The sequence below is a fragment of the Acinetobacter legionensis genome (genome assembly GCF_048552295.1).
GTDB lineage: Bacteria > Pseudomonadota > Gammaproteobacteria > Pseudomonadales > Moraxellaceae > Acinetobacter.
Map to the genome: position 1 here is coordinate 80,098 of NZ_JBIMCW010000012.1, position 23,263 is coordinate 103,360.

General features: G+C 38.0%; 21 protein-coding genes. 13 read left to right on the forward strand and 8 right to left on the reverse strand.

From position 1 onward, the window contains the following. Positions 1–101: 101 nt before the first annotated feature. From ACG916_RS11325 to ACG916_RS11340, 4 genes are all read right to left on the reverse strand, one after another. Positions 102–389, reverse strand: a complete 288-nt coding sequence (locus ACG916_RS11325) for a hypothetical protein (protein ID WP_336950790.1) — start codon at positions 387–389, stop codon at positions 102–104. Continuing rightward, entirely contained in the window at positions 386–1,948 is a 1,563-nt protein-coding gene (locus ACG916_RS11330; RefSeq protein ID WP_419330497.1) for a PepSY-associated TM helix domain-containing protein, read from the reverse strand. The genes ACG916_RS11325 and ACG916_RS11330 overlap by 4 nt, the downstream gene beginning before the upstream one ends. A gap of 3 nt (positions 1,949–1,951) precedes the next feature. Continuing rightward, positions 1,952–2,230, reverse strand: coding sequence for a hypothetical protein (locus ACG916_RS11335; RefSeq protein WP_419327333.1), 279 nt, complete (start codon positions 2,228–2,230; stop codon positions 1,952–1,954). 61 nt (positions 2,231–2,291) lie between these two features. Next, positions 2,292–4,427, reverse strand: a complete 2,136-nt coding sequence (locus ACG916_RS11340; protein WP_419327332.1) for a TonB-dependent siderophore receptor — start codon at positions 4,425–4,427, stop codon at positions 2,292–2,294. A gap of 228 nt (positions 4,428–4,655) precedes the next feature. Here ACG916_RS11340 and lpxB point away from each other — a divergent pair, with 228 nt between their 5' ends. Next, a complete protein-coding gene (lpxB, locus tag ACG916_RS11345) occupies positions 4,656–5,831 on the forward strand; it encodes a lipid-A-disaccharide synthase (protein ID WP_336950794.1) in 1,176 nt (391 codons plus the stop codon). 373 nt (positions 5,832–6,204) lie between these two features. Here the strand turns inward: lpxB and ACG916_RS11350 are convergent, their stop codons facing one another. Further along, a complete protein-coding gene (locus ACG916_RS11350; RefSeq protein ID WP_336950795.1) occupies positions 6,205–7,077 on the reverse strand; it encodes a DUF2797 domain-containing protein in 873 nt (290 codons plus the stop codon). Positions 7,078–7,109: 32 nt separating this feature from the next. Here ACG916_RS11350 and ACG916_RS11355 point away from each other — a divergent pair, with 32 nt between their 5' ends. Both ACG916_RS11355 and ACG916_RS11360 read left to right on the forward strand, forming a co-directional pair. Next, the gene (locus tag ACG916_RS11355; protein ID WP_336950796.1) at positions 7,110–7,580 is read left to right on the forward strand and encodes a DUF6231 family protein; all 471 of its coding nucleotides are present in this window, start codon (positions 7,110–7,112) and stop codon (positions 7,578–7,580) included. 124 nt (positions 7,581–7,704) lie between these two features. Further along, on the forward strand, positions 7,705–8,304 hold the full coding sequence (locus ACG916_RS11360) for a YidB family protein (protein WP_096734314.1): 600 nt from the start codon (positions 7,705–7,707) through the stop codon (positions 8,302–8,304). A 56-nt stretch (positions 8,305–8,360) separates the two neighbouring features. Here ACG916_RS11360 and ACG916_RS11365 read toward each other — a convergent pair whose 3' ends face one another. From ACG916_RS11365 to glnL, 3 genes are all read right to left on the reverse strand, one after another. Further along, positions 8,361–9,065 carry a hypothetical protein gene (locus ACG916_RS11365; protein ID WP_419330499.1) on the reverse strand — a complete coding sequence of 235 codons (705 nt, stop codon included), beginning with the start codon at positions 9,063–9,065 and terminating at the stop codon, positions 8,361–8,363. A gap of 120 nt (positions 9,066–9,185) precedes the next feature. Next, positions 9,186–10,670 carry a nitrogen regulation protein NR(I) gene (gene glnG, locus ACG916_RS11370; RefSeq protein ID WP_004822147.1) on the reverse strand — a complete coding sequence of 495 codons (1,485 nt, stop codon included), beginning with the start codon at positions 10,668–10,670 and terminating at the stop codon, positions 9,186–9,188. Next, positions 10,660–11,766, reverse strand: a complete 1,107-nt coding sequence (glnL, locus tag ACG916_RS11375; protein ID WP_336951463.1) for a nitrogen regulation protein NR(II) — start codon at positions 11,764–11,766, stop codon at positions 10,660–10,662. The genes glnG and glnL overlap by 11 nt, the downstream gene beginning before the upstream one ends. Positions 11,767–12,129: 363 nt before the next feature. Between glnL and rimO the strand changes: the two genes are divergently transcribed. From rimO to lpxD, 10 genes are all read left to right on the forward strand, one after another. Continuing rightward, entirely contained in the window at positions 12,130–13,473 is a 1,344-nt protein-coding gene (gene rimO / locus ACG916_RS11380; protein WP_336950798.1) for a 30S ribosomal protein S12 methylthiotransferase RimO, read from the forward strand. Positions 13,474–13,538: 65 nt separating this feature from the next. Beyond that, positions 13,539–14,267, forward strand: a complete 729-nt coding sequence (gene pyrH / locus ACG916_RS11385; RefSeq protein WP_004719725.1) for a UMP kinase — start codon at positions 13,539–13,541, stop codon at positions 14,265–14,267. Positions 14,268–14,392: 125 nt separating this feature from the next. Beyond that, on the forward strand, positions 14,393–14,947 hold the full coding sequence (gene frr, locus ACG916_RS11390; protein WP_004719727.1) for a ribosome recycling factor: 555 nt from the start codon (positions 14,393–14,395) through the stop codon (positions 14,945–14,947). Between the two features lie 7 nt (positions 14,948–14,954). Beyond that, positions 14,955–15,707: a polyprenyl diphosphate synthase gene (gene uppS / locus ACG916_RS11395; protein ID WP_419327331.1), complete on the forward strand. Its 753-nt coding sequence runs from the start codon at positions 14,955–14,957 to the stop codon at positions 15,705–15,707. Next, positions 15,707–16,531: a phosphatidate cytidylyltransferase gene (locus tag ACG916_RS11400; RefSeq protein ID WP_419327330.1), complete on the forward strand. Its 825-nt coding sequence runs from the start codon at positions 15,707–15,709 to the stop codon at positions 16,529–16,531. Before uppS ends, ACG916_RS11400 begins: the two co-directional genes overlap by 1 nt. Continuing rightward, entirely contained in the window at positions 16,532–17,728 is a 1,197-nt protein-coding gene (gene ispC / locus ACG916_RS11405) for a 1-deoxy-D-xylulose-5-phosphate reductoisomerase (RefSeq protein ID WP_336950801.1), read from the forward strand. Positions 17,729–17,730: 2 nt separating this feature from the next. Continuing rightward, on the forward strand, positions 17,731–19,086 hold the full coding sequence (gene rseP / locus ACG916_RS11410; RefSeq protein ID WP_419327329.1) for an RIP metalloprotease RseP: 1,356 nt from the start codon (positions 17,731–17,733) through the stop codon (positions 19,084–19,086). 36 nt (positions 19,087–19,122) lie between these two features. Beyond that, a complete protein-coding gene (bamA, locus tag ACG916_RS11415) occupies positions 19,123–21,660 on the forward strand; it encodes an outer membrane protein assembly factor BamA (protein ID WP_336950803.1) in 2,538 nt (845 codons plus the stop codon). A 43-nt stretch (positions 21,661–21,703) separates the two neighbouring features. Next, entirely contained in the window at positions 21,704–22,189 is a 486-nt protein-coding gene (locus ACG916_RS11420) for an OmpH/Skp family outer membrane protein (protein ID WP_336950804.1), read from the forward strand. Between the two features lie 3 nt (positions 22,190–22,192). Next, positions 22,193–23,263, forward strand: a complete 1,071-nt coding sequence (gene lpxD, locus ACG916_RS11425; protein ID WP_419327327.1) for a UDP-3-O-(3-hydroxymyristoyl)glucosamine N-acyltransferase — start codon at positions 22,193–22,195, stop codon at positions 23,261–23,263.

Genomic DNA, 23,263 nt, shown 5'->3' on the forward strand with positions numbered 1-23,263 from the left:
TTTATCGGTTCAATCAGGATTGCCCAATGAATTATAGCTTAGCCATTGAGCATCCTAAAAAACTAATCAAACTTAGCTAGCAGTATTAAAACGCCAGATGTCTACTTTTTAATTTTGGGTTTTAAGTCATTTACAAAGAGTATCAATCCAAACAGTATTGGGCTACTCAGTATACATAAGGCCACAAAAGAGATGCTATTGCCATAATTTACACTGAATAAAAATAAAGCCGAGATGATCAACGCAAACGCGATAACTTTTACCAGTTTCACATGTTGCGCTAAAACAGACAATTTACTTTTCTGAGTCTTGGTGATCTGCTTTGAACTGATCAAATATAAGCTATAACTGGCAATCAGGATCAGGAGAAATGCAAATGCCAATATCATGATACAGATTCCTGTGATTGTTTTTGTTCTAGCTTTTTCTTGATCTTCGCCACAGCTTTGTTTTGAATCGGTGTGATTCTTTGATGTAAAAAAATCGCTAAAATGGCAAATAACCAGATCATTAAGTCCACACGTAAAAATAACCAATAGTCCTGTAATGAATGAATATATTGATTAGAAATCAGATAATAGACATTTAAAATAGGCAAGGCTAATGTCATGGCAATTAGCAGCTTGAGCTGAGTTTTCCAGAGATATTGTTGTTTTGTGCAGAGCGCAATAATAAAACTGAATAACCACAAAGTAAAAAATGTATAGACTTCATAATTCGGTGTATCTGATTGAAGTTGTACAAAACGATTGGCATACAAATAACCCAACATCGCAATGGGTAAACCAATAATCATCGTGGTATTGAGTCGGTTTACCAGATAATGCCCAACGTGAAAATGATCATTTTTCTTTTGTAATTGTCGCTTTAAACTCCAGAGCAATAAGCCAGAAGCAATCATTGCACAACCTAAGAGGCCAGAGAAAAATAAGCCTAAACGCAATAAAGGTTGGGCAAAATTCGCCATATGCAGTCCGTACATACTGGCATTTAATGTTGCAATTGCACTGTTATTACGGGTATTCCCAATTAAACCACCTGTAGCGCCATTAAAGCTAAGTTGTGCTTGATTACGAGTAATCGAATGATCTTCTAAGGCAGTAATCGTGAGCTTAGCAAGCTGTGTATTGGGTTGATCTACGGTAATGTTATCAATATTAGTTTTTCCCCATTGCTGTTGGGTTTGTTGCAGGAAATGTTGAATAGATAACATATTCTTCGGCTGTGCGTGTTGAGCCTTGTTTGCAGTTGAAACATGACGAATTTCATCAAAATACTGATATGGATTATCTGGATAGGCTTTTTTCATCCCTGCGGGGAAAAGCAGATAGAAAAAGATCGCTAAGCCGGTAAATGTAATGGTTAAGAAAAAGGGCAATGCTATTACCGAACTTACATTATGAAAATCTAAATATGAACGCTGACCTTTAAATACTCTTAAGGTAAAGAAATCTGTAAATATCTTTTTATGGGTAATAAAGCCTGAAATCAAGGCTATAAACATAATTAACGCTGCAAAGGTGACAATCAAACGACCAATCGAGTAAGGCATTCCATAAAGCTGATAATGAAACCCATAGAAGAAATCACCGCCTTGTGTGGCAGAAAGACTCAATTCTTTACCTGTATTGGCATCTAAAGTTTTACTTTCATAACCACCATCGGCTTTTTGCCAATAAATTTTATTTGCAGGGGTATTCTGATTTGCAACGCCGATATACCAACTTTTTGCATCTGGGGCATTTTTTTGCAAATAAGCAAACGCAGACTGTATAGCGGATTCCTGTTTGATTTGCATACTTGCGAATTGTGGTTGCATCCACATACTAATTTCATGGCGATAATATGTTGCAGAACCTGTCAAAAAAATTGCAAATAACAGCCAGCCGAAGGTAAGCCCGATCCAAGAGTGTAACCATGCCATAGATTGACGAACAGATTTATGCATGAGTTAACCTATAAACTTGGAAAATAGGAAAAAAGTAGCGACCAGAGCTAGGCTGATCAGCGTAAGCTTCTTTAAAGAATGAATACAAAAGCTTAGAATCACAAAAAAAATGTAAAAAATAAGTGCGCTAAATGCTGCCAAATAAATAGATTCAGCCTTGGCAAAATAAGGATAAAACACGTCAATTAAAGTTAAGGATACTAAATAACTGCACAGATAGCCCATACCAAAAGCCAGTATAAAACGAAAGAGCACTGATAAAGGGTAGAGCACAATCTGCATAACGATCACTTTCTTGCAATTGAAAACGCCTTAATCATAAAAAGATTAAGGCGAGTTCAGATTAGTATTTAAATTTTACAGCAACACTATAGTTTGTAGATGGGCCATAAAAAGCCTGACCATCTGGAAAGCTATATAAATATTTTTTGTCTGTCACGTTGTTTACATTTGCCTGTAGCGAAATATGCTTATTCAAGTCATAGCTACTCATCATATTCACTAAAGCATAAGCATCTTGGGTAATTGTACTCTTTACCGAAGAATCATACTGCTTAGTCGCATCTTGCCATTGTAAAGCTGCACCAATTTTCAGTTTAGGTATAGCAGGAATAGTATAAGTCGTTAAAAGATTAATGGTTTGGTTCGGGTTGTAAGTACGAGCCTCTCCACCATTTTTTAAATCTTTTAAGCTAAATTGGCTATAACCAAATGCAATATTTAAGTGATCTGTTAATTGCCCAGCCAAACCAACTTCTACCCCTTGAGAGCGTAAATCACTGGTTTCAACTTTTCGATTGAGAATATTTCCATCTGAATTGCGCAAAGGGTAATTACTTTGTTCTGTTCGAAACACCGCCAAAGTTCCAGTGAGTTTGTCATCTAGCCATGAACTTTTAATACCTGCCTCATAGCTTTCACCTTCAACTGGTTTGAGTGCTTTATTATCAGTACCCACTCCAGATTGTGGGCGGAAAATAGAGGTATAGCTTAGATATCCTGTGTATTCAGGGCTAAAGTTATAGGTAATGCCAGCATAAGGAGATACTTTGTTTTCATCATAGGCCATTGATGAACCGTAACTTTCACCTTCACTTTTAGCTTGAACATAATTTAAACCGAGTAAAAGTTTCAAATCATCGTTTAAGTGTAGTCGTGTTGCCGCATATACAGAATTGAGCTTTTGGGTATAGTTTGCCGCATCACTAAATGCTGACCAAGTGACTGATTGAGGTGTCCAGCTTGCCCAGTCTGTGGTTTGATTATTATTGATATTGCTGTCATTAATTGTGCCTGACGTCTGTTGATCATACTGTTTATTTTGTAGATAACTATAACCCAGTGTCGCTTCGTGTTCACGGCCAAATAATGAATATGAGCCTTGTAGATTTAAGTCGGCAAAATGACTTTTTAGACTTTCTTTTCCGCCCCAAGCGGTGAGGGCTACACCTGCTCCATTTTGATCAGGATAACCGAAATAATAGAGTAAGTTACTGTTATGGTCGGTTTGGGTGTAGTTATAACTCAGCTTAGCTGTCCACTTGTCATTAATTTTTTGCTTTAACTCAGCAAAAGCATTTTGTGACTTATTATCCCAATATGTCCAATCTGGATTGGGATTATAATTACGCTCATAGGAAAGTTGTTTCCCATCTGCACCGAGAAGTGGTAAAGCACCCCAATTATTTGCATTAGGTTTATTCTGTTGTTGGCTATAACCGACAGTTAATAACGTGCTATCACTTAAATCCGCATCAATGATGCCAGAAAATCCATTTTTCTCAGATGAATAACGGTCTAGATAAGAATCTCCAGTTTGCTCATAACCTATCAAACGTCCGCGGATGCTGCCTTCTTTATTTAATGCACCTGAAACATCTGCTTCATAGCGTTGGGTATTCCAAGAGCCATAACTTAGCCCAGCATTGGCTTGAAATTCTTGAGTAGGACGCTTACGGATATAATCGATTGTTGCGCTTGGATCACCAAAAGCATTGGTTAAGGCATCTGCACCTTTAATCACGTCAATACGATCATAAAAATATGTATCAGGATTGGTATTATTATAATTGTAGCTGCTAGAAGGGAAGCCAACGCCATCTGTTAAAATATTTGATATTTCAAAGCCACGGGCAGTGTAGGTTGAACGTTCGGTTTCTTGACTGCTGACAGTAATACCTGGGGTATTACTTAAAGCTTCACGTGCACTATTGAGTGCAAAATCATTTAATTGCTGACGTGTAACAACATTCACTGTTTGTGGTGTTTCTTTGACAGGAATATTCAGCTTGGCAGCACTTGCAGATTTTTTAACGATATAAGATTTTGATTGTTCGGAGCTTAATTCAGTTTGATCAGCTGTGGCTTGAACTGAAATTGTGGGTAGATTTTCAATATCTTCAGCAAAACTCTGCTGGGCAATGAGTACCGCTAAACTAAGAATAGAGAACTTAAAACTGTGTGGGAGAGGATTTAGCATTGCTTATCTTAAATGATAATAATTATTGCTTAGTTTATTGTTAGTGAGGTGGGCTTACAATAGTCGTGCAATTGAAAATATAAATAGAAAATAAAATAACGATAGAAAATTAGATGAATTGTTATATAAATTTCCCCATTTTCCAAGCCAGCATCCAGTTTGAGTATTCACGATTAAATCCTATGAATATGCTATGATGCGCTTATAGTGCTGATCAGGAAGAATATCTTGCAAAATCGAAAGCTTAAAATTGGAATTGTCGTAGGTGAGGTATCAGGGGATACTTTAGGCGCAAAACTTATTCGCAGTTTTCGTGAACAGGGTATTGATGCTGAATTTGAAGGGATTGGTGGTCCTCAAATGATTGCAGAAGGATTTAACAGTTTTTATTCAATGGATATTTTATCTGTGATGGGGATTGTTGAAGTACTTAAGGATTTAAAAAAATTATTTGCTGTACGTGATGGTCTGGTCGAGAAATGGTCTGCCAATCCCGTAGATGTTTTTGTCGGTATTGATGCACCAGACTTTAACTTACGCCTTTCAAAAAGCATAAAACAGAAAAATTTGCCGATTAAAACGGTGCAATATGTCAGTCCATCTGTATGGGCTTGGCGACAAGGACGGGTACATGGCATCAAGGCCAGTATAGATTTGGTGCTTTGTCTATTTCCTTTTGAAAAAGGCTTTTATCAACGATATGACGTACCCGCAGCCTTTGTTGGACATCCACTGGCAGGTCAATTACCATTACAAAATCCAATTTTGGATGCAAAGCAAGAGCTTGGTTTAGATATCAGTCAAAAGCATATTGCCTTGTTACCAGGAAGTCGGCGTGGTGAGATTGAACGACTTGGGCCGTTGGTTTTGGATGCCGCAAAAATTCTTTATCAAAAATATCCAGATTATCAGTTTTTAATTCCTGCAATTAATGAGTTACGCAAACAGCAAATTCAGGAATTATTAAAGCATTATCCAAGTGACTTAGTCGCAAAAATTCATTTACTGGAAAATACCGATAAAGAATCAAAAATTGGTCGTCAGGTCATGAATGCTGCCAATATTGTGGCTTTGGCATCGGGGACAGCGACACTTGAAGCATTATTGTTACATCGTCCAATGGTGACTTTTTATAAGTTGAATTGGTTAACTTATGTAATTGCTAAATTTTTAGTGAAAATTCCGTATTATTCATTGCCGAATATTATTGCGGGCAAAAAAGTGATTCAAGAGCTTATTCAACAAGATGCCACATCAGAAAATTTGGCCAATCAAATTGAAAAATTAATGAATATTGAAACTGCACAAATTCAGGTAATGCAATTAATCACCATGCACAAACAACTTTTGGCTGGAAATAGTGAAGATCCGGCTCAGGCGATTTTAGCAATTTTAACAGCTTGATTTTTAATGCTAACAACTGATTAAGCAAATATCCGTTTGCTTATCGAGCTGCTGGAAATTTTTATTAATCGCCCTATTGTCAAAGCATCTAATTATTCAAACCAGTGATTTCCATCAAGTTAGTGGGGGATCGCCTACGCAAAGGTATTTAAACCTTGAATGAAAGGTGTGGCATTGCAGTTTTTTTAATCAAACAATTTTTCTATTTCATCTAATTGATTTAATTAAAAATATTAATTAGGAGAAATTATATTCTTTTGTCTAAGTTTTTTGACAGATTGGATATAGAAAACCTTTAACCAATAAAAACTCCTCTAAATCTAGGATAAAGAGGAGTATGTATAAATCAATTTCTGGGTTTGGGTGTGAAAAATTATTCCGCCCGAACTTTAAGTTCATAACCTGTATATTTACGAATATTGATGACACCGGTATCCATAATCAAGTATTGGCCTTTAATTCCTTGTAGCTTGCCCCGAATGATTGGGGTTTTATCTAAATTGTGTGATTTAACTTTTTCAGGATAAATGTCGACAGGGTAGATGAATTCACGGGGTAATTCATTTTCTAACAATTCGACCGTTTCATTAAACTCAAGATTTTGCGCAAACTCATTGCGAATACTTTGAATCTTTGGGGAAAACTCTTGAATCAATTCATTACGAATTTCAATTAGATCAATCGGTTCAGCTTCACCTTTAAGCAGTTTACGCCAATCTGTTTTGTCCGCAACCTGCGTTCCAAACATGACTTCAAGCTGACCAGAAAGACGCCGCGAACCGACTTTTAAAATAGGTAATGCTTGGGTCGCACCTTGATCTAACCAGCGTGTTGGCATTTGACCTAAACGAGTTATTCCGACTTTTAAAGCGCTTGAATTTGCTAGATATACAATATGCGGTTGAAAGCAAACTTCATGAGCAAAATCATCTTCACGGCAAGTACCTAAATGATAATGACAAGTTTCAGGCTTCATGATACACATGTCGCAAGATGCCTTGGTTTTCATGCATTTAAAGCAGTGGCCTTGAGAGTAAGACTTTGGTGTTTTAGCTCCACAAGAAACGCAATAAATATTTCCTGTCGCTTCAATCTCGATTTCCTGGCCTAAACTAAATGGTAGCTCGGTTTCTGAGCGATCTAATATAAATTTATATTCAACATTTGCCTTATGTGTTTGTTGATCAGTTACACTAAGGTCTTTAAGACCTGCATGCATTTTATGACAAATGCCTTGTAGTTCCATGTTTAATTACTCGCTTCAAAAAAGGTGCAGTTATGGCTGAGCAAAATGTCATCACTTCAATGCTAGACGATTTATCGCAAGAACAGCCAATTCAAACTGCATTATGTATTGGGCAAAATTTGGCGCAATACCCAACAAATTATTCGATTCAATGGTCCTATTTTAACGTATCTGAGTTTTTAAGTCTGCCTTTTACGCAACGATATGATTTAGGATTTGTACTTTTAGATACAGATGAAATGTCTGGGATCACCGATTTACAGAAATCCCAGTTATTGGTCAAGTTACGTGATTTACTGGCAAAACGAATTGTTGTCGCATGTCAGCTAAAAGATGAACGGTTGCTCAGATCGCTTGGTTTTACCCAACTGATTGATAAAACATTACATCAAAATGATTTTGCACTTTGGCAATTTAATATTTTGACCTATAAACATGTACCAGATTGGTTTAATGCTAAGTTTTGGGCCAATCCAGAAAACTGGAATAAATTTCGTTGGTAGTGGGTTTATTTTGCCTATAAAACTAGCCTTAAGCTATTGCAAAATTTAACAATTCCAATTTTGGTGAATCTGATAAAGCCAAGTATGCTGTACTTGTCTCATAAAACTTAAAAAAGGAAAACTCATGACAGATTTAACCAATATTGTGGAAATTCTGGCAAAGCAAGCACTTGGCGGACAACAACAATCACAAGGCGGGCTAGGTGGTGGATTGGGCGGGGTACTTGGTTCAGTACTCGGTGGCTTGGGGGGACAGCAACAACAATCACAAGGTGGATTGGGTGGCGTACTTGGTTCAGTTTTAGGTGGTTTGACAGGTGGACAACAACAAGCACCACAAGCGGGTGGCTTTAATGCCTCTTCTTTATTGATTGCAGTTGTGCCATTGGTCTTAGGTTGGATTCAACAAAATGGTGGCCTACAAGGTGCTTTAGCTAAATTGCAAGGCGCAGGTTTAGGTGGGCAGGTTCAAAGCTGGGTCGATCCGTCACAAGGTAATGGAGCGGTAAATGTAGAGCAAATCCAGAGTTTATTTGGTGGTCAGCAAGTTGAACAAGTTGCCCAACAAGCCAATGTTCCGACCAATGAAGTGTATGGCGCAATATCTACTGTATTACCGCAAATTATTGATTCACTGACACCACAAGGTGATGCAACAGATCACACTGAAGCCAATGGTGATATTCAAAATGTTATGAATTTGGTATCAGGTTTTTTAAAGTAAAATCGAACATAAAAATGTTCAAAGCCAGTCAATAAATGTTGACTGGCTGATTTAAATTAAGGTTGTGGGTCATCACCAATTGCTTCGCTACTTTTTACGTCACCATTCTGTTTCTTTTTAACGTATTTAATTTGTCCATACCATTCATCCAATGTTTCATCTCCAATTTGAGAAATGAAATGACAGGCATTATCAAACTTTAATGTATTGTTATCATTGTCAATTAAAGTCAGATCTTCAAATCCTACAAATACTAAGTCAATCGTCTTATTGTTTACAGACTTATCATTGTTATCCATTTGCGATTCAATAACCGCGTTATAAGTCATCTGGAATTTTTGCTGTGGTTTAAGATTAGATGGGAATGTTGGGAGCGGGGCTTGGTAAGTGGTTTTTACCAGCACATCATTTGGATTTGATCCGAGTGCGGCAATACCATAATCCAAGTTTGCAAGCATGGTACGCCCAGTTAAATCGTAGATATAATCTGTACGCACACCTGCACCTTGTCTAACGATTGCTATCACATTTTGATTGTTGAAGGTTGTGGGAACAATTTGTATTTCTGTTTCTTCATTGTTGTTCAGAGTAAACTGTTTGTTGGGTTCTAATTTAAAACAATCATCTGAATTAGCTACTTTATGTGCTTTTTTAATCGCTGGTGCTTCTGCTTGATGTTCAGAACTGTCATGCGGTTTATTTTTAGAGCAAGCAACACTAAAAATAGAAAGTAAGCCAATTGCAACAACAGTTTTCTTCATTTTTACCCTAGACGATAAAGTTTAAATTTCACGAGGCTATTTTTCACTATGAGCCAATAAAAAACAACCATATTCTTACGAAATATGGTTGGAGTAAACTTTATATTTATGAGTCGCTTATTATTCTGCTAAGACGGTTTTATCTTCCTCTTCATCATCTTCAGCAGAATCCATACCTAATTCTTTGAGTTTGCGGGTTAAAGTATTACGCCCCCAGCCTAAAAGTTCAGCAGCATGACGTTTACGGCCACGGGTTTGTTGAAGCGCTGCTATGATCAAAGTGCGTTCAAACATTGGTGTGGCAATGTCTAAAATTTTCATTTCACCATTTTTAAGCTTTTGAATTGCCCATTGTGCCAGTAACTCATCCCAATGATGTAACGCAATGCGGTCAATACCAGCTTGCGCTTGTCCCTGATCATCAGATTTATTGATTGGAATTTGTTTTAATTCAGACGGCAAGTCTTCAGGATAAACTTCACGGCCTGTGATCATTACAGTTAACCAGCGGCAGGTATTCTCTAGCTGACGTACATTGCCGGGCCAAGGCAGTTTTTGAATATATTCTTGCGTTTCTGGGCGTAAAATTTTCGGACTAACCCCGAGTTCTTTACCCGCACGTGCCAAGAAGTGTTGCGCCAACATCGGAATGTCTTCAGAACGATGAGCAAGTTTAGGAATATGAATACGAATGACATTTAGTCGATGATATAAGTCTTCACGGAAACGCCCATCATTGACTAATTTTTCTAAATCTTGATGTGTTGCTGCCACGATACGAACATCAACACGAACTGGAATATGCCCACCCACACGGTAGAACTCACCATCAGCCAAAACACGGAGTAGACGTGTTTGGGTTTCAAAAGGCATATCACCAATTTCATCTAAGAATAAGGTACCGCCATTGGCTTGTTCAAAACGACCTTGGCGTTGAGTATTGGCACCGGTAAATGCACCTTTTTCATGGCCAAATAATTCAGTTTCAATTAAATCTTTTGGAATAGCAGCCATGTTTAAAGCAATAAATGGTTTGCTGCTTCTTGGTGAGTGTCGATGTAAAGCATGTGCAACTAACTCTTTACCTGTTCCAGATTCACCGTTGATCAATACGGTAATGTGCGATTGAGATAAACGTCCAATGGCACGAAAAACTTCCTGCATTGCAGGGGATTCACCAATAATTTCCGTAGATTGAATGGGGGTGACTTTGGCCGATTCTTGTTGTTGCAGTTTGTTGATGTGCAAAATGGCACGATTCACCAGTGCAAGTGCTTCGTCAATATCAAATGGTTTTGGAAGATATTCAAAAGCACCCGTTTGATAGCTCGATACCGCAGATTCTAAATCTGAGTGTGCTGTCATAATGATCACAGGCAGATCAGGATAACTTCCTTTGACTTTTCCTAGGAAGGTTAAACCATCAATGCCGGGCATACGAATATCAGTGAGAATGACGTCTGGGGCATTGCTTGGAAGTTGATCCAAAGCCGATTGTGCCTCTTCAAAACTGGTAACATCGAAGCCTTCCTCTTTAAAGGTTTTTTCTAAGACCCAACGCATAGCACGGTCGTCATCGATCACCCAAATTTTATTATGCGACATTGTTAGACTCCCAAGGTAGATATAAGCTAAATACTGTTTTTCCAGGAATGGATTGGCATTCAATCATTCCATTGTGTTGATGCATGATATTTTGAGCGATGCTTAAGCCAAGACCTGTTCCTTTGGCACGGCCAGTCACAAGCGGATAAAACACGGATTCTAAAATTTCTTCAGGGACACCAGGACCATTGTCTTCAATATCAATACGAATGGCTGATTTATTTAGTACACCATTAATCGTGACCAAACGTTGAATGCGTGTACGCAACATCAGTTCAGGTTGATGATCAATAAAAAACTCACGATTCTCAGTCATCGCCTGTACCGCATTGACACTAATATTAAGCATTACTTGAATTAGTTGATCGCGATCTGCTTTGACATCAGGCAATGAAAGGTCATAGTCTCGTGTGATTTTAATTTTTTTCTTGGTCTGATTTACAATTAAAGAGCGAACACGTTCAAGCGGTTCATGTACGTTGACCAACTCGTAGCTGGGAAGTTGACGCGAACCCAGCATAGTATCAGCAAGGTTTCTTAAACGATCGACTTCACTGATAATAATATCGGTGAATTCTGCGTATTGTGGATCATTTAAACTACGAGCAAGCAGTTGAGTCGCACCACGAATTCCGCCCAAAGGATTTTTGATCTCATGTGCAACACCTCGAATAAGTTGACGTGCAACTTGATGTTGTTGAATTAAGTTTTCTTCTTTAGAGATTTTAAGCATCCGATCAATTGGATTTAACTCAATTAATAGTAATGGGTGATAAGGTCTTCCTGTATTTAACTGCGACACTGAATAATCAACATGCATGTCTTTAAAGTTAACATTGATAATTGCTTCACGGCGTGTATAGGCTTGACCTGTTTTTATTGAGTTGTTTAATGCTTCCAATGTATTAAAGCTGTCATTTGGTGCGTGTAAAATATTAATCACTGGCTGACCTGCCGCACGAAGCAAGCTAATATCAAACAATGCTTCGCATGATGAATTAAGATAAAAAATATTTAAATTACAATCGACCAAAAGAATTGCAGTGGTTAAATTATCCACAAGCAATCTATAATCAATTGTTGGGTATTGATCCATTAGCAGAGCTTTCCTGTCTTTAAATAGCGCAATGGCATCTGCACCTCGTTTTCTATTTTCCCGAACAAGGGGATTGAATCGGTATAAATCGTGCTGATATAAAGCAAGATGTACGCCAACTTTTATATGTTGCGCAGTTTTCTTACATGAATGATAAAAATTGCGCATTTACTGCGCTTTATTCAAGTGTAAAAACTAGCATTCATATTACGCTATCATCATATTGTTCCAAAATAGTGCATTGTAGTAATTTAATTATTTGATTGGATGTATTTTGGTGCATTATACAAAGAGTGCAGTTTCCACCTGTTTTTATCTCTTGAAAAGTCATACAATACGCGGATTATAGTGGAGCGCAGATTCATGAAGTCCCCCAAAGTCGGTTTTGTATCTTTAGGTTGTCCTAAGGCATTGGTAGATTCTGAACGCATTTTAACGCAGTTAAAGACTGAAGGTTATGATGTTGCATCAGATTATGAAGGTGCTGATTTAGTTGTTGTGAACACCTGTGGTTTTATTGAATCTGCAGTACAAGAGTCTTTAGACGCAATTGGTGAAGCCATGAGCGCCAATGGTCGTGTGATTGTCACAGGCTGTTTGGGTAAAGATGAAGATAAAATTCGCCAGATGCATCCAAATGTCTTAAAAGTGACAGGTGCGGCGGCGTATCAAGATGTGATGGAAGCTGTCCATCAATATGTTCCAGAACCACCTAAACACAATCCTTTTGTAGATCTTGTGCCTGAACAAGGTATTCGTTTAACACCTAAGCATTATGCTTATTTAAAAATATCAGAAGGCTGTAACCATCGTTGCACATTCTGCATTATTCCAAGCATGCGTGGTGATCTTGTGTCACGTCCTGTTGGTTCTGTATTAAATGAAGCACAGGCGTTAAAGAAGGCGGGTGTAAAAGAGGTCTTGGTGATTTCTCAAGACACTTCTGCTTATGGTGTAGATACCAAATATAAGCTTGATTTTTGGAATGGTCAGCCTGTTAAAACCAAATTCTATGACATGTGCGAAGCGCTCGGTCAGTTAGGGATTTGGGTGCGATTACATTATGTTTATCCCTATCCGCATGTGGATGCAGTTATCGATTTGATGGCACAAGGTAAAATTCTTCCGTATTTAGACATTCCTTTTCAACACGCCAGTCCGCGCATCTTGAAATTGATGAAGCGACCAGCTCATAGTGAAAATACCTTGGAACGTCTAAAATTATGGCGTGAAAAATGTCCTGAATTGGTTATTCGTTCGACATTTGTCGTTGGTTTCCCTGGTGAAACTGAAGAAGATTTTCAAATGTTATTGGATTGGTTGCAAGAGGCAAAACTTGATCGTGTGGGTTGTTTTACCTACTCACCTGTAGAAGGTGCAACAGCCAACGATTTGCCTGATCATGTTCCTGAAGAAATTAAGCAACAACGCTATGAACGTTTTATGGAAGTTCAACAAGCGATTTCTGCTGAAAAATTGCAAAGTCGTATTGGTCAAACCATGACGGTTTTAGTCGATGATCTTGAAGAAGAATTCCCAGTCGCAGTTGCACGCTCTTATGCAGATGCACCTGAGATTGATGGTAATGTTTTTGTCGAAGATATTGATAAGTCAGTGATTAAAGCTGGTGATTTACTTGAAGTCGAAATTACAGATGCAGATGAATACGATTTGTTTGCCAAGTTGATTAGCGTTAAATCAGCTTAAAAGTTGCCGGTTTCGATTTGATTAAATACGAATAAAATTGTAGATATAAGTATTGGAGTTTCGTGATGTTAGATTCTAAAAAGCCACGCTATGAGCGAATTTTGCTGAAACTTTCGGGTGAAGCGCTTGCGGGTAATAAAGACATGGGGATTGATGCCCAAGTCTTAGATCAGATGTCTTTATCTATTGCTCACTTGGTTGGTTTAGGTGTGCAAGTGGGTATCGTGGTGGGTGGTGGTAACTTATACCGTGGTAGTCAATTACAAAAAGATGGTTTGGTTGGCCGTGTAACGGGTGATCAAATGGGTATGCTTGCTACAGTAATGAATGGTTTGGCATTACGTGATGCTTTGGTTCGCCGTAACATTAAAACCCGTTTAATGTCAGCACTTCCAATTGGTGCAGTAGTTGAAGCATATTCAAGTCGTGATGCAATTCGTCATTTAACCCAAGGTGAGGTGTGCGTATTTGTTGCTGGAACAGGAAATCCATTCTTTACAACGGATACAGCGGCTTGTTTACGTGGCATTGAAATTGAAGCAAACCTTATTTTAAAAGCCACTAAAGTTGATGGTGTCTATAATAAAGACCCAAGTAAATATGATGACGCTGTTAAATATGATCATTTAAGTTTCGATGAAGTTTTAGATGAGAAACTTGGTGTAATGGATTTAACTGCAATTTGCTTATGCCGTGATCACAATGTGCCACTTCAAGTATTTGATATGAACAAGTCTGGTGCTTTGCTTTCTGTAGTAATGGGCGAAAAAGAGGGCACTCACGTTACAAACTAATGTACGTGAGTAGTAAAGCTCTTTATACTACTGCAATTTTAGATTAGGGTGTATTGACACTTCGTCTGTTTATGAAATGTCACTAGACCTCATACACATTTAGATAAATAAGTAAGGAAGATCATATGATTAACGATCTTAAAAAAGACGCAGAAGACCGTATGAACAAGTCATTGGAGTCTTTGGAACATGGTTTTGCAAAGGTTCGTACAGGTCGTGCGCATCCATCTATTTTGAATGGGGTTATGGTTCCTTACTATGGGTCTGACGTGCCGTTAAATCAAGTAGCTAACGTGGGTGTTGAAGATTCGCGTACCTTATTGGTACAACCATTTGAACGTTCAATGGTGTCTGCAATTGATAAAGCTATCCGTGAATCGGATTTAGGTTTAAATCCAGTAACGGCTGACGCGATTCGCGTGCCAATGGCGGCTTTAACAGAAGAAACACGTAAAGATATGCAGAAAGTTGCGCGTAATGAAGCAGAAAATGCCAAAGTTGCGATTCGTAATATTCGTCGTGATGTTTTAGGCGATATCAAATCATTGTTAAAAGATAAAGAAATTTCTGAAGATGATGAGCGTCGTGCAGGTGATGATATTCAAAAAATTACGGATAAATTTGTTGCTGAAGTAGACAAACGTCTTGCCGCGAAAGAAGCTGAATTGATGAAGGTCTAAGATTTAAATGACCACATCTGAAGACAATCATCTTCCAAAACATGTTGCCATCATCATGGATGGCAACAATCGTTTTGCAAAAAAGAAACAACTGCAAAAAGGTGACGGACATCGTGAAGGTAAAAATGTCCTTGATCCGATTGTAGAGCATTGCTGTAAAGTGGGTGTTCAGGCGCTTACTGTATTTGCTTTTTCAAGTGAAAACTGGAATCGACCACAGTATGAGGTTGATTTGTTGATGAAGTTGTTGGAAGACACAATTAATGAACAAATTCCACGAATGGAAAAATTTGAAATTTCGTTGAGATTTATTGGTGATCGTAGTCGGCTTTCTCCACAGCTACGTGAATTAATGTTGCATGCTGAACAAAGGACTGCTAAGTTCAGTAACATGACTTTAACGATTGCAATTAGTTATGGTGGTATGTGGGATATCGCAGATACTGCTCGACAACTTGCACAACAGGTTAAAGATCAACAAATTGATGTGAATCAAATCAATACTGAGTTATTTGCACAACAAATAAGTTTGGGGGATTTGCCACCCGTGGATTTATTGATTCGTACAGGCGGTGATTACCGATTGTCTAATTTCTTGCTGTGGCAGGCTGCATATGCTGAGTTATACTTTACTGAGACATTATGGCCAGAATTTACAGTACAAGAGTTGGATCATGCGTTCAATATTTTTTCAGGGCGTGAAAGACGTTTCGGAAAAACCTCTGAACAAATTCAACAAGAACATATAGAGAATTTATAATGTTAGAGCGGATTATAACCGCATTGGTCTTGGTTGCCGTTGTGCTGAGTTGTATGTTTGCAACTAAATCTCAATATCCAATGTTAGTGTTAATGATTATCGCAGCTGGGGCAGCAGGTTATGAGTGGTTTAAACTCATGCCACATGAGTCTGACCATGTGAAGAAAATTAAAGCTGCCGGATTTGGTTTATTGACCGCTTTTTTTTCGGGGTTAGCATTATATTTTAATGATTTGGCGCTTATTCTTTGGAGTGCCTCTATTCTCACTTGGTTGTGTAGTCTGTATTGGGTTAAACATTATCCTGAATACGATGGCTGGTATAATATTACTTTAAATATTGTTGGCTTGGTTTTAATCAGCGCAGCAGTTACTGCTATTTTTGAAGTTTGGAAAAGCTCGCCTTGGTGGTTAATGTATCTGTTCTTGTTGGTTTGGGGCGCAGATAGTGGTGCATATTTTGTTGGGCGAAAATTTGGTAAACGTAAACTTGCACCCGATGTGAGTCCAAACAAATCAATTGAAGGCTTGTTTGGTGGGATTCTCACTGTTGCGATTGTGATCATTGTTGTTCAATCAATTTACCTACATTTAACGCTTCCACAACATATTCTTTTCCTGGTTTTGTCTATTGTGACTGTGTTTAGTTCTGTGTTAGGTGACTTGTTTGAATCTATGATCAAACGTCGTGCAGGAATTAAAGACTCAGGCCGTATCCTTCCAGGGCATGGTGGGGTGCTTGATCGTATCGATTCATTGCTTGCTGCGGCTCCGTTCTTTGCAGCTGGTATGTATGTTTTAAAACTTATTGGTGTAGATTTATAGATGTCACAATCTGTTTGTATTTTAGGTGTTACAGGTTCTATTGGGCGCAGTACTTTAAAAATTTTACAACAGCATTCGGACCAGTATTCTGTTTTTGCGGTAACTGGATTTAGTCGAATAAAAGAACTTAGTGAAATATGCAAACAGTATCGACCGAAATGTGTTGTTGTACCATCAGATAAAGTAGATGAGTTACAACAACTACTAAATACACATAATATTTTTGATATCGAAATACTGACAGACGAGGCAGGGCTTATCACCGTATCGGAACATCCTGATGTGGATGTAGTGATGGCTGCAATTGTTGGTGCAGCAGGTTTATTGCCTACTTTAGCCGCAGTGAAAGCAGGTAAGCGCGTTTTACTTGCAAACAAAGAGGCTTTGGTGATGTCTGGTGACATCATGCTTCAAGCGGCTAAAGAGCATCATGCTTTATTGCTACCAGTGGACTCTGAACATAATGCTATTTTTCAATGCCTTCCTCAAAACTATTTACAGATTCAACCCAATGGTGAGCCTCAATTAGGGGTGAAGCAAGTATTGTTGACTGCTTCAGGCGGTCCATTTTTAAATTTTAGTTTAGAACAATTAAAAACTGTAACACCTGCACAAGCCTGTAAGCATCCAAATTGGTCTATGGGTCAAAAAATTTCGGTAGATTCTGCAACCCTGATGAATAAAGGTTTAGAATTGATTGAAGCATGTCATTTATTTTCAATTAAAGAACAATTTGTTACAGTTGTTGTTCATCCACAAAGTATTATTCATTCAATGGTTCAATATGTGGATGGTTCAACTTTGGCACAAATGGGTAATCCTGATATGTGTACGCCGATTGCGCATGCACTTGCATGGCCTGAGCGGATTCAAACTCATGTCCCGCCTCTGGATTTATTCGTCCATTCACAACTCGACTTTCAAGCGCCAGATATTATTCGTTTTCCATCGCTTAAGCTGGCTCGACATGCGATGCAGGCGGGCGGATTAGCACCCTCTATTCTCAATGCTGCAAATGAAATTGCTGTTAGTGCTTTTTTACAGCAAAAAATTGCATTCTTAGAAATTTCACAAGTGGTTGAACATACATTAAATCAAGTTCAAAATGGTTTAGCAGATTCGATTGAGACGATTTTGCAGACAGATCAACTTGCACGCCAAGTTGCTTCACAACGCATTACACAATTGGGAAGCTGATCATGAATGTTTTATTTATCATTGTTGCTGCCATATTTTTACTTGGTCCACTGATTGCGATTCATGAGTTTGGGCATTATTGGGTTGCGCGTAAGCTTGGTGTAAAAGTACTGGTCTATTCTATTGGTTTTGGTCCAACTTTGTTGAAATGGACATCGAAAAAATCAGGTATCCAATATCAACTTTCGGCATTACCACTGGGTGGCTATGTCAAAATGTTAGATGAGCGTGAGGGTAATGTTAGTGCGGAAGATTTACCATTAGCATTTAACCGTCAAGCACCATGGAAACGTATAGCGATTGTTGCTGCAGGACCATTGATCAATTTAATTTTTGCAATTTTCTTGTTTTGGATTTTATTTCTTCCTGCGCAAGAGCAATTAAATACTCGTGTTGGTGTTATTTTGCCCAATACCCCTGCTGCAACAGCTCAAATGCAGATTGGTGATAAAATTGTTGCTGTAGATGGAACAGATACCACGACTTGGGAAAAACTTAATTATGCAATCGTTGATCGTGTTGGTGAAACCGGTCATATCGATGTTCAAGTTGAGCGTAATGGTCAGCCTCAAAGTTTTGCTCTACCCATCAAAAATTTCTTAAAAGATCAAAGTCAGTCACCTTTTGACGTACTGGGTTTTACCCCATATCGTCCGCAAATCCCTGCAACTGTTTATAAGTTAAGTAGCGATGGCGCTGCGTTTCGTCAAGGAATGAAAGAGGGTGATCAAATCATTTCAATCAATCAAGTGAAAATGAAAGATTGGTTTGATGTGGTAGATGTGGTACAAAAATCACCTGAAAAGTTACTTAAAGTTGATGTGTTGCGCCAAGGACAGATTGTACATTTACAAGTAATGCCACAAGGTAAACGTGACAATATGGGAAATGTAACAGGTATGTTGGGTGTACAAGCGCAGACTGATAAACTGACAATTCCTACTGAATATAAACAAACAATTCAATATAATCCTGCTGAAGCATTTGTTGTTGCTGTTGAAAAGACCGGGCAACTTTCTGCAATGATTTTGAATTCTATGGTGAAGATGGTTCGTGGTTTAATTGGCTTAGATAATTTATCAGGTCCAATTACAATTGCCAAAGTCGCCGGTCAAAGCGCTGAAATGGGATGGCAGACATTTATTTCGTTTATGGCTTTGATGAGTGTGAGTTTGGGGATCTTGAATTTACTACCTATTCCAATGCTAGATGGTGGTCATTTGGTTTATTACATTATTGAATTAATTCGTGGTAAGCCTGTTTCTGAACAAATACAATTGGTTGGGTTAAAAATTGGTATGGTACTGCTAGGTAGCATGATGCTTCTAGCAATATTTAATGATTTTATGCGTTTATAACGCAATTGTGGATTAACTTACTGGAAAATAATAGGCATGCAGCACTCACATTTATTTATGCCATTAGCGCTCGTTAGTGCGATGGCAGCTGTACAGCAAGTACAAGCGGCAGATGAGTTCATTGCACGTGATATCCGTGTGGATGGCTTGGTTCGTTTAACGCAACAAAATGTTCTTGCACTTTTACCAATAAATAGTGGTGACCGTGTCAATGATCCTGCAATTGCGGATTCAATTCGTGCTTTGTATGCTTCAAATCTTTTTGATGATATACAAGCATCTAACCAAGACGGTATCTTGGTGTTTAAAGTGATTGAACGTCCAGTAATTTCAAAAATTAATTTTAAAGGAAATAAACTGATTCCCAAAGAAGCTTTGGCGGATGGTTTAAAGAAGATGGGCTTGGCTGAAGGCGAAGTGCTTAAAAAGTCTGCATTACAAACCTTAGAAACTGAGTTAGAGCAACAATATGCTCAACAAGGTCGTTATGATGCAGATATTAAAGTTGAACAAGTTGCTCAGCCAAATAACCGCGTCGAATTGAATATTAATTTTAATGAAGGGAAACCTGCAAAAGTTTTTGATATCAATATTATTGGTAATACCGTATTTAAAGAAGACGAAATTAAACAAGCGTTTGCGGTAAAAGAAAGTGGCTGGTTATCGGTAATTTCTCGAAATGATCGTTATGCACGCGAAAAAATGTCAGCAAGTCTAGAGTCATTACGTGCGTTATATCTCAATAAAGGTTATATCAATTTTGATATTAACAGTTCAAATTTGAATCTTAGTGAAGATAAAAAACATATCTTTATTGAAGTTTCAGTGAATGAAGGCGAGCAGTTTAAATTTGGTGAATCTAAATTTTTAGGTGATGCACTTTATAAAACTGAAGATTTGAAAGCGTTGCAAATCTATAAAGATGGGACAACTTATTCTCAAGAAAAAGTGAATGCTGTAAAACAGTTACTTTTACGTAAATATGGTAATGCAGGTTACTATTATGCAGAAGTAAATGTAGTTCCTGAAATTAATAATGAAACGCATGTAGTTGATTTAAATTATTATATTAATCCTGGTCAACAAGTAACTGTACGTCGTATTAACTTTACTGGTAATACCAAAACTGCGGATGAAGTATTACGTCGTGAAATGCGTCAAATGGAAGGTGCTTTAGCGAGTAATGAAAAAATTGACTTGTCTAAAGTTCGTTTAGAACGTACTGGTTTCTTTAGTAAAGTTGATGTTAAGCCTGTTCGCGTACCGAACTTGCCAGATCAAATGGACTTGAATATTGATGTTGAAGAACAGCATTCTGGTACCAGTACATTGGCAGTGGGTTACTCTCAGAATGGTGGTATCACATTCCAAGCAGGTTTAAGCCAAACTAACTTTATGGGAACAGGTAATCGTGTTGCTATCGATTTATCTCGTTCAGAAACTCAAGATTATTATAACTTAAGTGTGACAGATCCATACTTTACCATAGATGGTGTTAGTCGTGGTTATAATATGTACTATCGTAAAACCAAGTTAAATGATGACTATAACGTTAACAACTATGTGACGGATAGTATTGGTGGTGGTATTACTTTTGGTTATCCAATTGACGAGAACCAAAATATTAGTGCGGGTCTAAACATTGACCAAACTAAAGTAACTACCGGTGCTTATGTTTCAACTTATGTACGTGATTATTTGCTAGCAAATGGTGGCAAGCAAACGCATACTTCAACATATTGTACAGTTGATTTAGAACCACTTTATGAGGACCCAAAAGATCCTAGTAAAATAACGGGTTATAAAGACTGTCCTGCTGATAAGTTATCTCCATATGGTGATGCATTTGAAGGTAAATATCTAACTTATAATTTAAATTTAGGTTGGTCATATAATACATTGAATCGTCCAATTTTCCCTACCAATGGTACAGCACATCGTATCAATGCTGAAATTGCATTACCAGGTAGTGATGTTGAATATCAAAAAGTCACATATGATGCGCAAACTTATTTCCCATTAGGTCGTGATTTTGTATTACGTGGCTATGGTAAGTTAGGTTATGGTAATGATTTACCCTTCTATAAAAACTTCTATGCAGGTGGTTTTGGCTCGGTTCGTGGTTATGACAATAGTACATTGGGACCCAAATATCCTGGTGTAACGTATAATGAAAGAAAAACCAAAGATTACGATCCTGAAGAAGTCGGTGGTAATGCTTTAGTACAATTTGGTACAGAGTTGGCTTTACCAGTGCCATTTAAAGGTGATTGGGCACGTCAGATTCGCCCTGTGATTTTTGCTGAAGGTGCGCAAGTTTTTGATACAAATTGTAGTACTGCTACAGGTAAATTATATTGGCAAGGTGGTGACACTGATCAAGGTGTTGATGCTAAAAAGTACTGTAAAGATAACTATGATTTTGACTTTGGTAACATGCGTTATAGCGTGGGTGTAGGCTTTACTTGGATTACCATGATTGGCCCGCTTTCGTTGAGTTATGCATTCCCACTGAATGACAAACCGGGCGATGAAACTAAAAATATTCAATTCGAGATTGGTCGTACTTTCTAAGTGTGATCTTTTTACGAGATTTAACTTAATATAAGGAACAATGATGAAAACAATGAAAATGGCCATTATGGGCTTGGGTTTAGGTTTTGCTGGATTGGTTCAAGCAGCTGGTTTTGGTGTAGTTGATCTAGAAAAAGTTGTAGAAAGTAGCAGCTACTTAAAGCAACAGAATGCAAGTTTAGAACAATCGGTTAAACCGCAAACCACGAAGCTTGAACAAATCACCAAAGATATTGAGGCATTGAAACAAAAAGCACAGGCTCAAGGTGCAAATGTTCAGCAAATTAATGCGCAGTATCAAGCAAAAGTGAATGAATTCCAAACGATTCAGCAAGGTGTTCAGGCTAAAGTACAAAGTACAATTCAAAATACTAATGCGACTTTTGAGGCTCGTGTAAAGCAAGTTGCTGAACAATTGCGCCAAGAAGGTGGATTAGACTTTGTTTTGAATAAAAATTCAGCACTAGCTTATGACGCAAAGAGTGATTTAACTGCTAAAATGATCCAAAAGGTTAATGCAATTAAATAATCAATGAAATCAAATCGTTTTCATCTCGATGAATTAGCTCAGCTTGTACAAGGTGAGCTAATTGGTCAAGCCAATTTTGTTTTAGATGGGCTTGCAAGTTTAGAACATGCGCAATCCAATCATATTTCTTTTGTAAATAACGACAAATATTTGAATGAAGCTCAAAACTCTAAAGCCGGTGCTTTGATTGTCACGGCCGAGTTAAAAGAACAGCTTACAAATTGCCAGAATTTTATTGTTGTTGCCAATCCCTATCTCGCTTTTGCAATTTTAACCCATCAATTTGAAGTTAAAATAAGTAAACGGGGGATCGAAAGTACTGCACAAATCTCTCCTTCAGCAATTATTGCAGATGATGCGTATATTGGTCATTATGTTGTGATTGGTAATGATTGTGTGGTGGGTGCAAATACAATTATCCAATCGCAAAGCAAAATTGACGATGGTGTTGAAATTGGCAAAGACAGTTTCATTGACTCTCATGTGCTGATCACAGGTCAAACAAAAATCGCAGATCGTGTTCGAATTCATTCTAATACCGCTATTGGTGGAGAGGGCTTCGGTTTTGCTCCCTATCAAGGAAAGTGGAATCGTATTGCTCAATTGGGTTCTGTACGTATTGGAAATGATGTCCGTATAGGTTCAAATTGTAGTATTGATCGTGGTGCTTTGGACGATACAATCATTCATGATGGTGTCATTATTGATAACCTTGTGCAAATCGCCCATAACGTGCAGATTGGCGAGAATACTGCCATCGCAGCTAAGTGTGGTATTGCGGGAAGTACCATTATTGGCAAAAACTGTGTTCTTGCGGGTGCTGTTGGTATCGTAGGGCATATAAAAATCACGGATAATGTTACGATTACTGGAATGTCAATAGTCACAAAAAGTATTTCTGAAGCGGGTTCTTATTCTTCAGGTACTGGACAGTTTGAAACAAATCATTGGAAAAGAACGGTTGTTCGCTTAAGACAATTAGCAGATGTGCCATTGACCAAACTGGTGAAACAAATAGATCATATGCAGGCTCAAATTGAGTCCATTGAATCAACTTTAAAGTCGCGTAAATAA

Coding starts and splice junctions, on each gene's coding strand:
- ACG916_RS11325 (WP_336950790.1), bottom strand. CDS start 389: ATGATATTGGCATTTGCATTTCTCCTGATCCTGATTGCCAGTTATAGC.
- ACG916_RS11330 (WP_419330497.1), bottom strand. CDS start 1,948: ATGCATAAATCTGTTCGTCAATCTATGGCATGGTTACACTCTTGGATC.
- ACG916_RS11335 (WP_419327333.1), bottom strand. CDS start 2,230: ATGCAGATTGTGCTCTACCCTTTATCAGTGCTCTTTCGTTTTATACTG.
- ACG916_RS11340 (WP_419327332.1), bottom strand. CDS start 4,427: ATGCTAAATCCTCTCCCACACAGTTTTAAGTTCTCTATTCTTAGTTTA.
- ACG916_RS11350 (WP_336950795.1), bottom strand. CDS start 7,077: ATGGAACTACAAGGCATTTGTCATAAAATGCATGCAGGTCTTAAAGAC.
- ACG916_RS11355 (WP_336950796.1), top strand. CDS start 7,110: ATGGCTGAGCAAAATGTCATCACTTCAATGCTAGACGATTTATCGCAA.
- ACG916_RS11360 (WP_096734314.1), top strand. CDS start 7,705: ATGACAGATTTAACCAATATTGTGGAAATTCTGGCAAAGCAAGCACTT.
- ACG916_RS11365 (WP_419330499.1), bottom strand. CDS start 9,065: ATGAAGAAAACTGTTGTTGCAATTGGCTTACTTTCTATTTTTAGTGTT.
- glnG (WP_004822147.1), bottom strand. CDS start 10,670: ATGTCGCATAATAAAATTTGGGTGATCGATGACGACCGTGCTATGCGT.
- glnL (WP_336951463.1), bottom strand. CDS start 11,766: ATGGATCAATACCCAACAATTGATTATAGATTGCTTGTGGATAATTTA.
- rimO (WP_336950798.1), top strand. CDS start 12,130: ATGAAGTCCCCCAAAGTCGGTTTTGTATCTTTAGGTTGTCCTAAGGCA.
- pyrH (WP_004719725.1), top strand. CDS start 13,539: ATGTTAGATTCTAAAAAGCCACGCTATGAGCGAATTTTGCTGAAACTT.
- frr (WP_004719727.1), top strand. CDS start 14,393: ATGATTAACGATCTTAAAAAAGACGCAGAAGACCGTATGAACAAGTCA.
- uppS (WP_419327331.1), top strand. CDS start 14,955: ATGACCACATCTGAAGACAATCATCTTCCAAAACATGTTGCCATCATC.
- ACG916_RS11400 (WP_419327330.1), top strand. CDS start 15,707: ATGTTAGAGCGGATTATAACCGCATTGGTCTTGGTTGCCGTTGTGCTG.
- ispC (WP_336950801.1), top strand. CDS start 16,532: ATGTCACAATCTGTTTGTATTTTAGGTGTTACAGGTTCTATTGGGCGC.
- rseP (WP_419327329.1), top strand. CDS start 17,731: ATGAATGTTTTATTTATCATTGTTGCTGCCATATTTTTACTTGGTCCA.
- bamA (WP_336950803.1), top strand. CDS start 19,123: ATGCAGCACTCACATTTATTTATGCCATTAGCGCTCGTTAGTGCGATG.
- ACG916_RS11420 (WP_336950804.1), top strand. CDS start 21,704: ATGAAAACAATGAAAATGGCCATTATGGGCTTGGGTTTAGGTTTTGCT.
- lpxD (WP_419327327.1), top strand. CDS start 22,193: ATGAAATCAAATCGTTTTCATCTCGATGAATTAGCTCAGCTTGTACAA.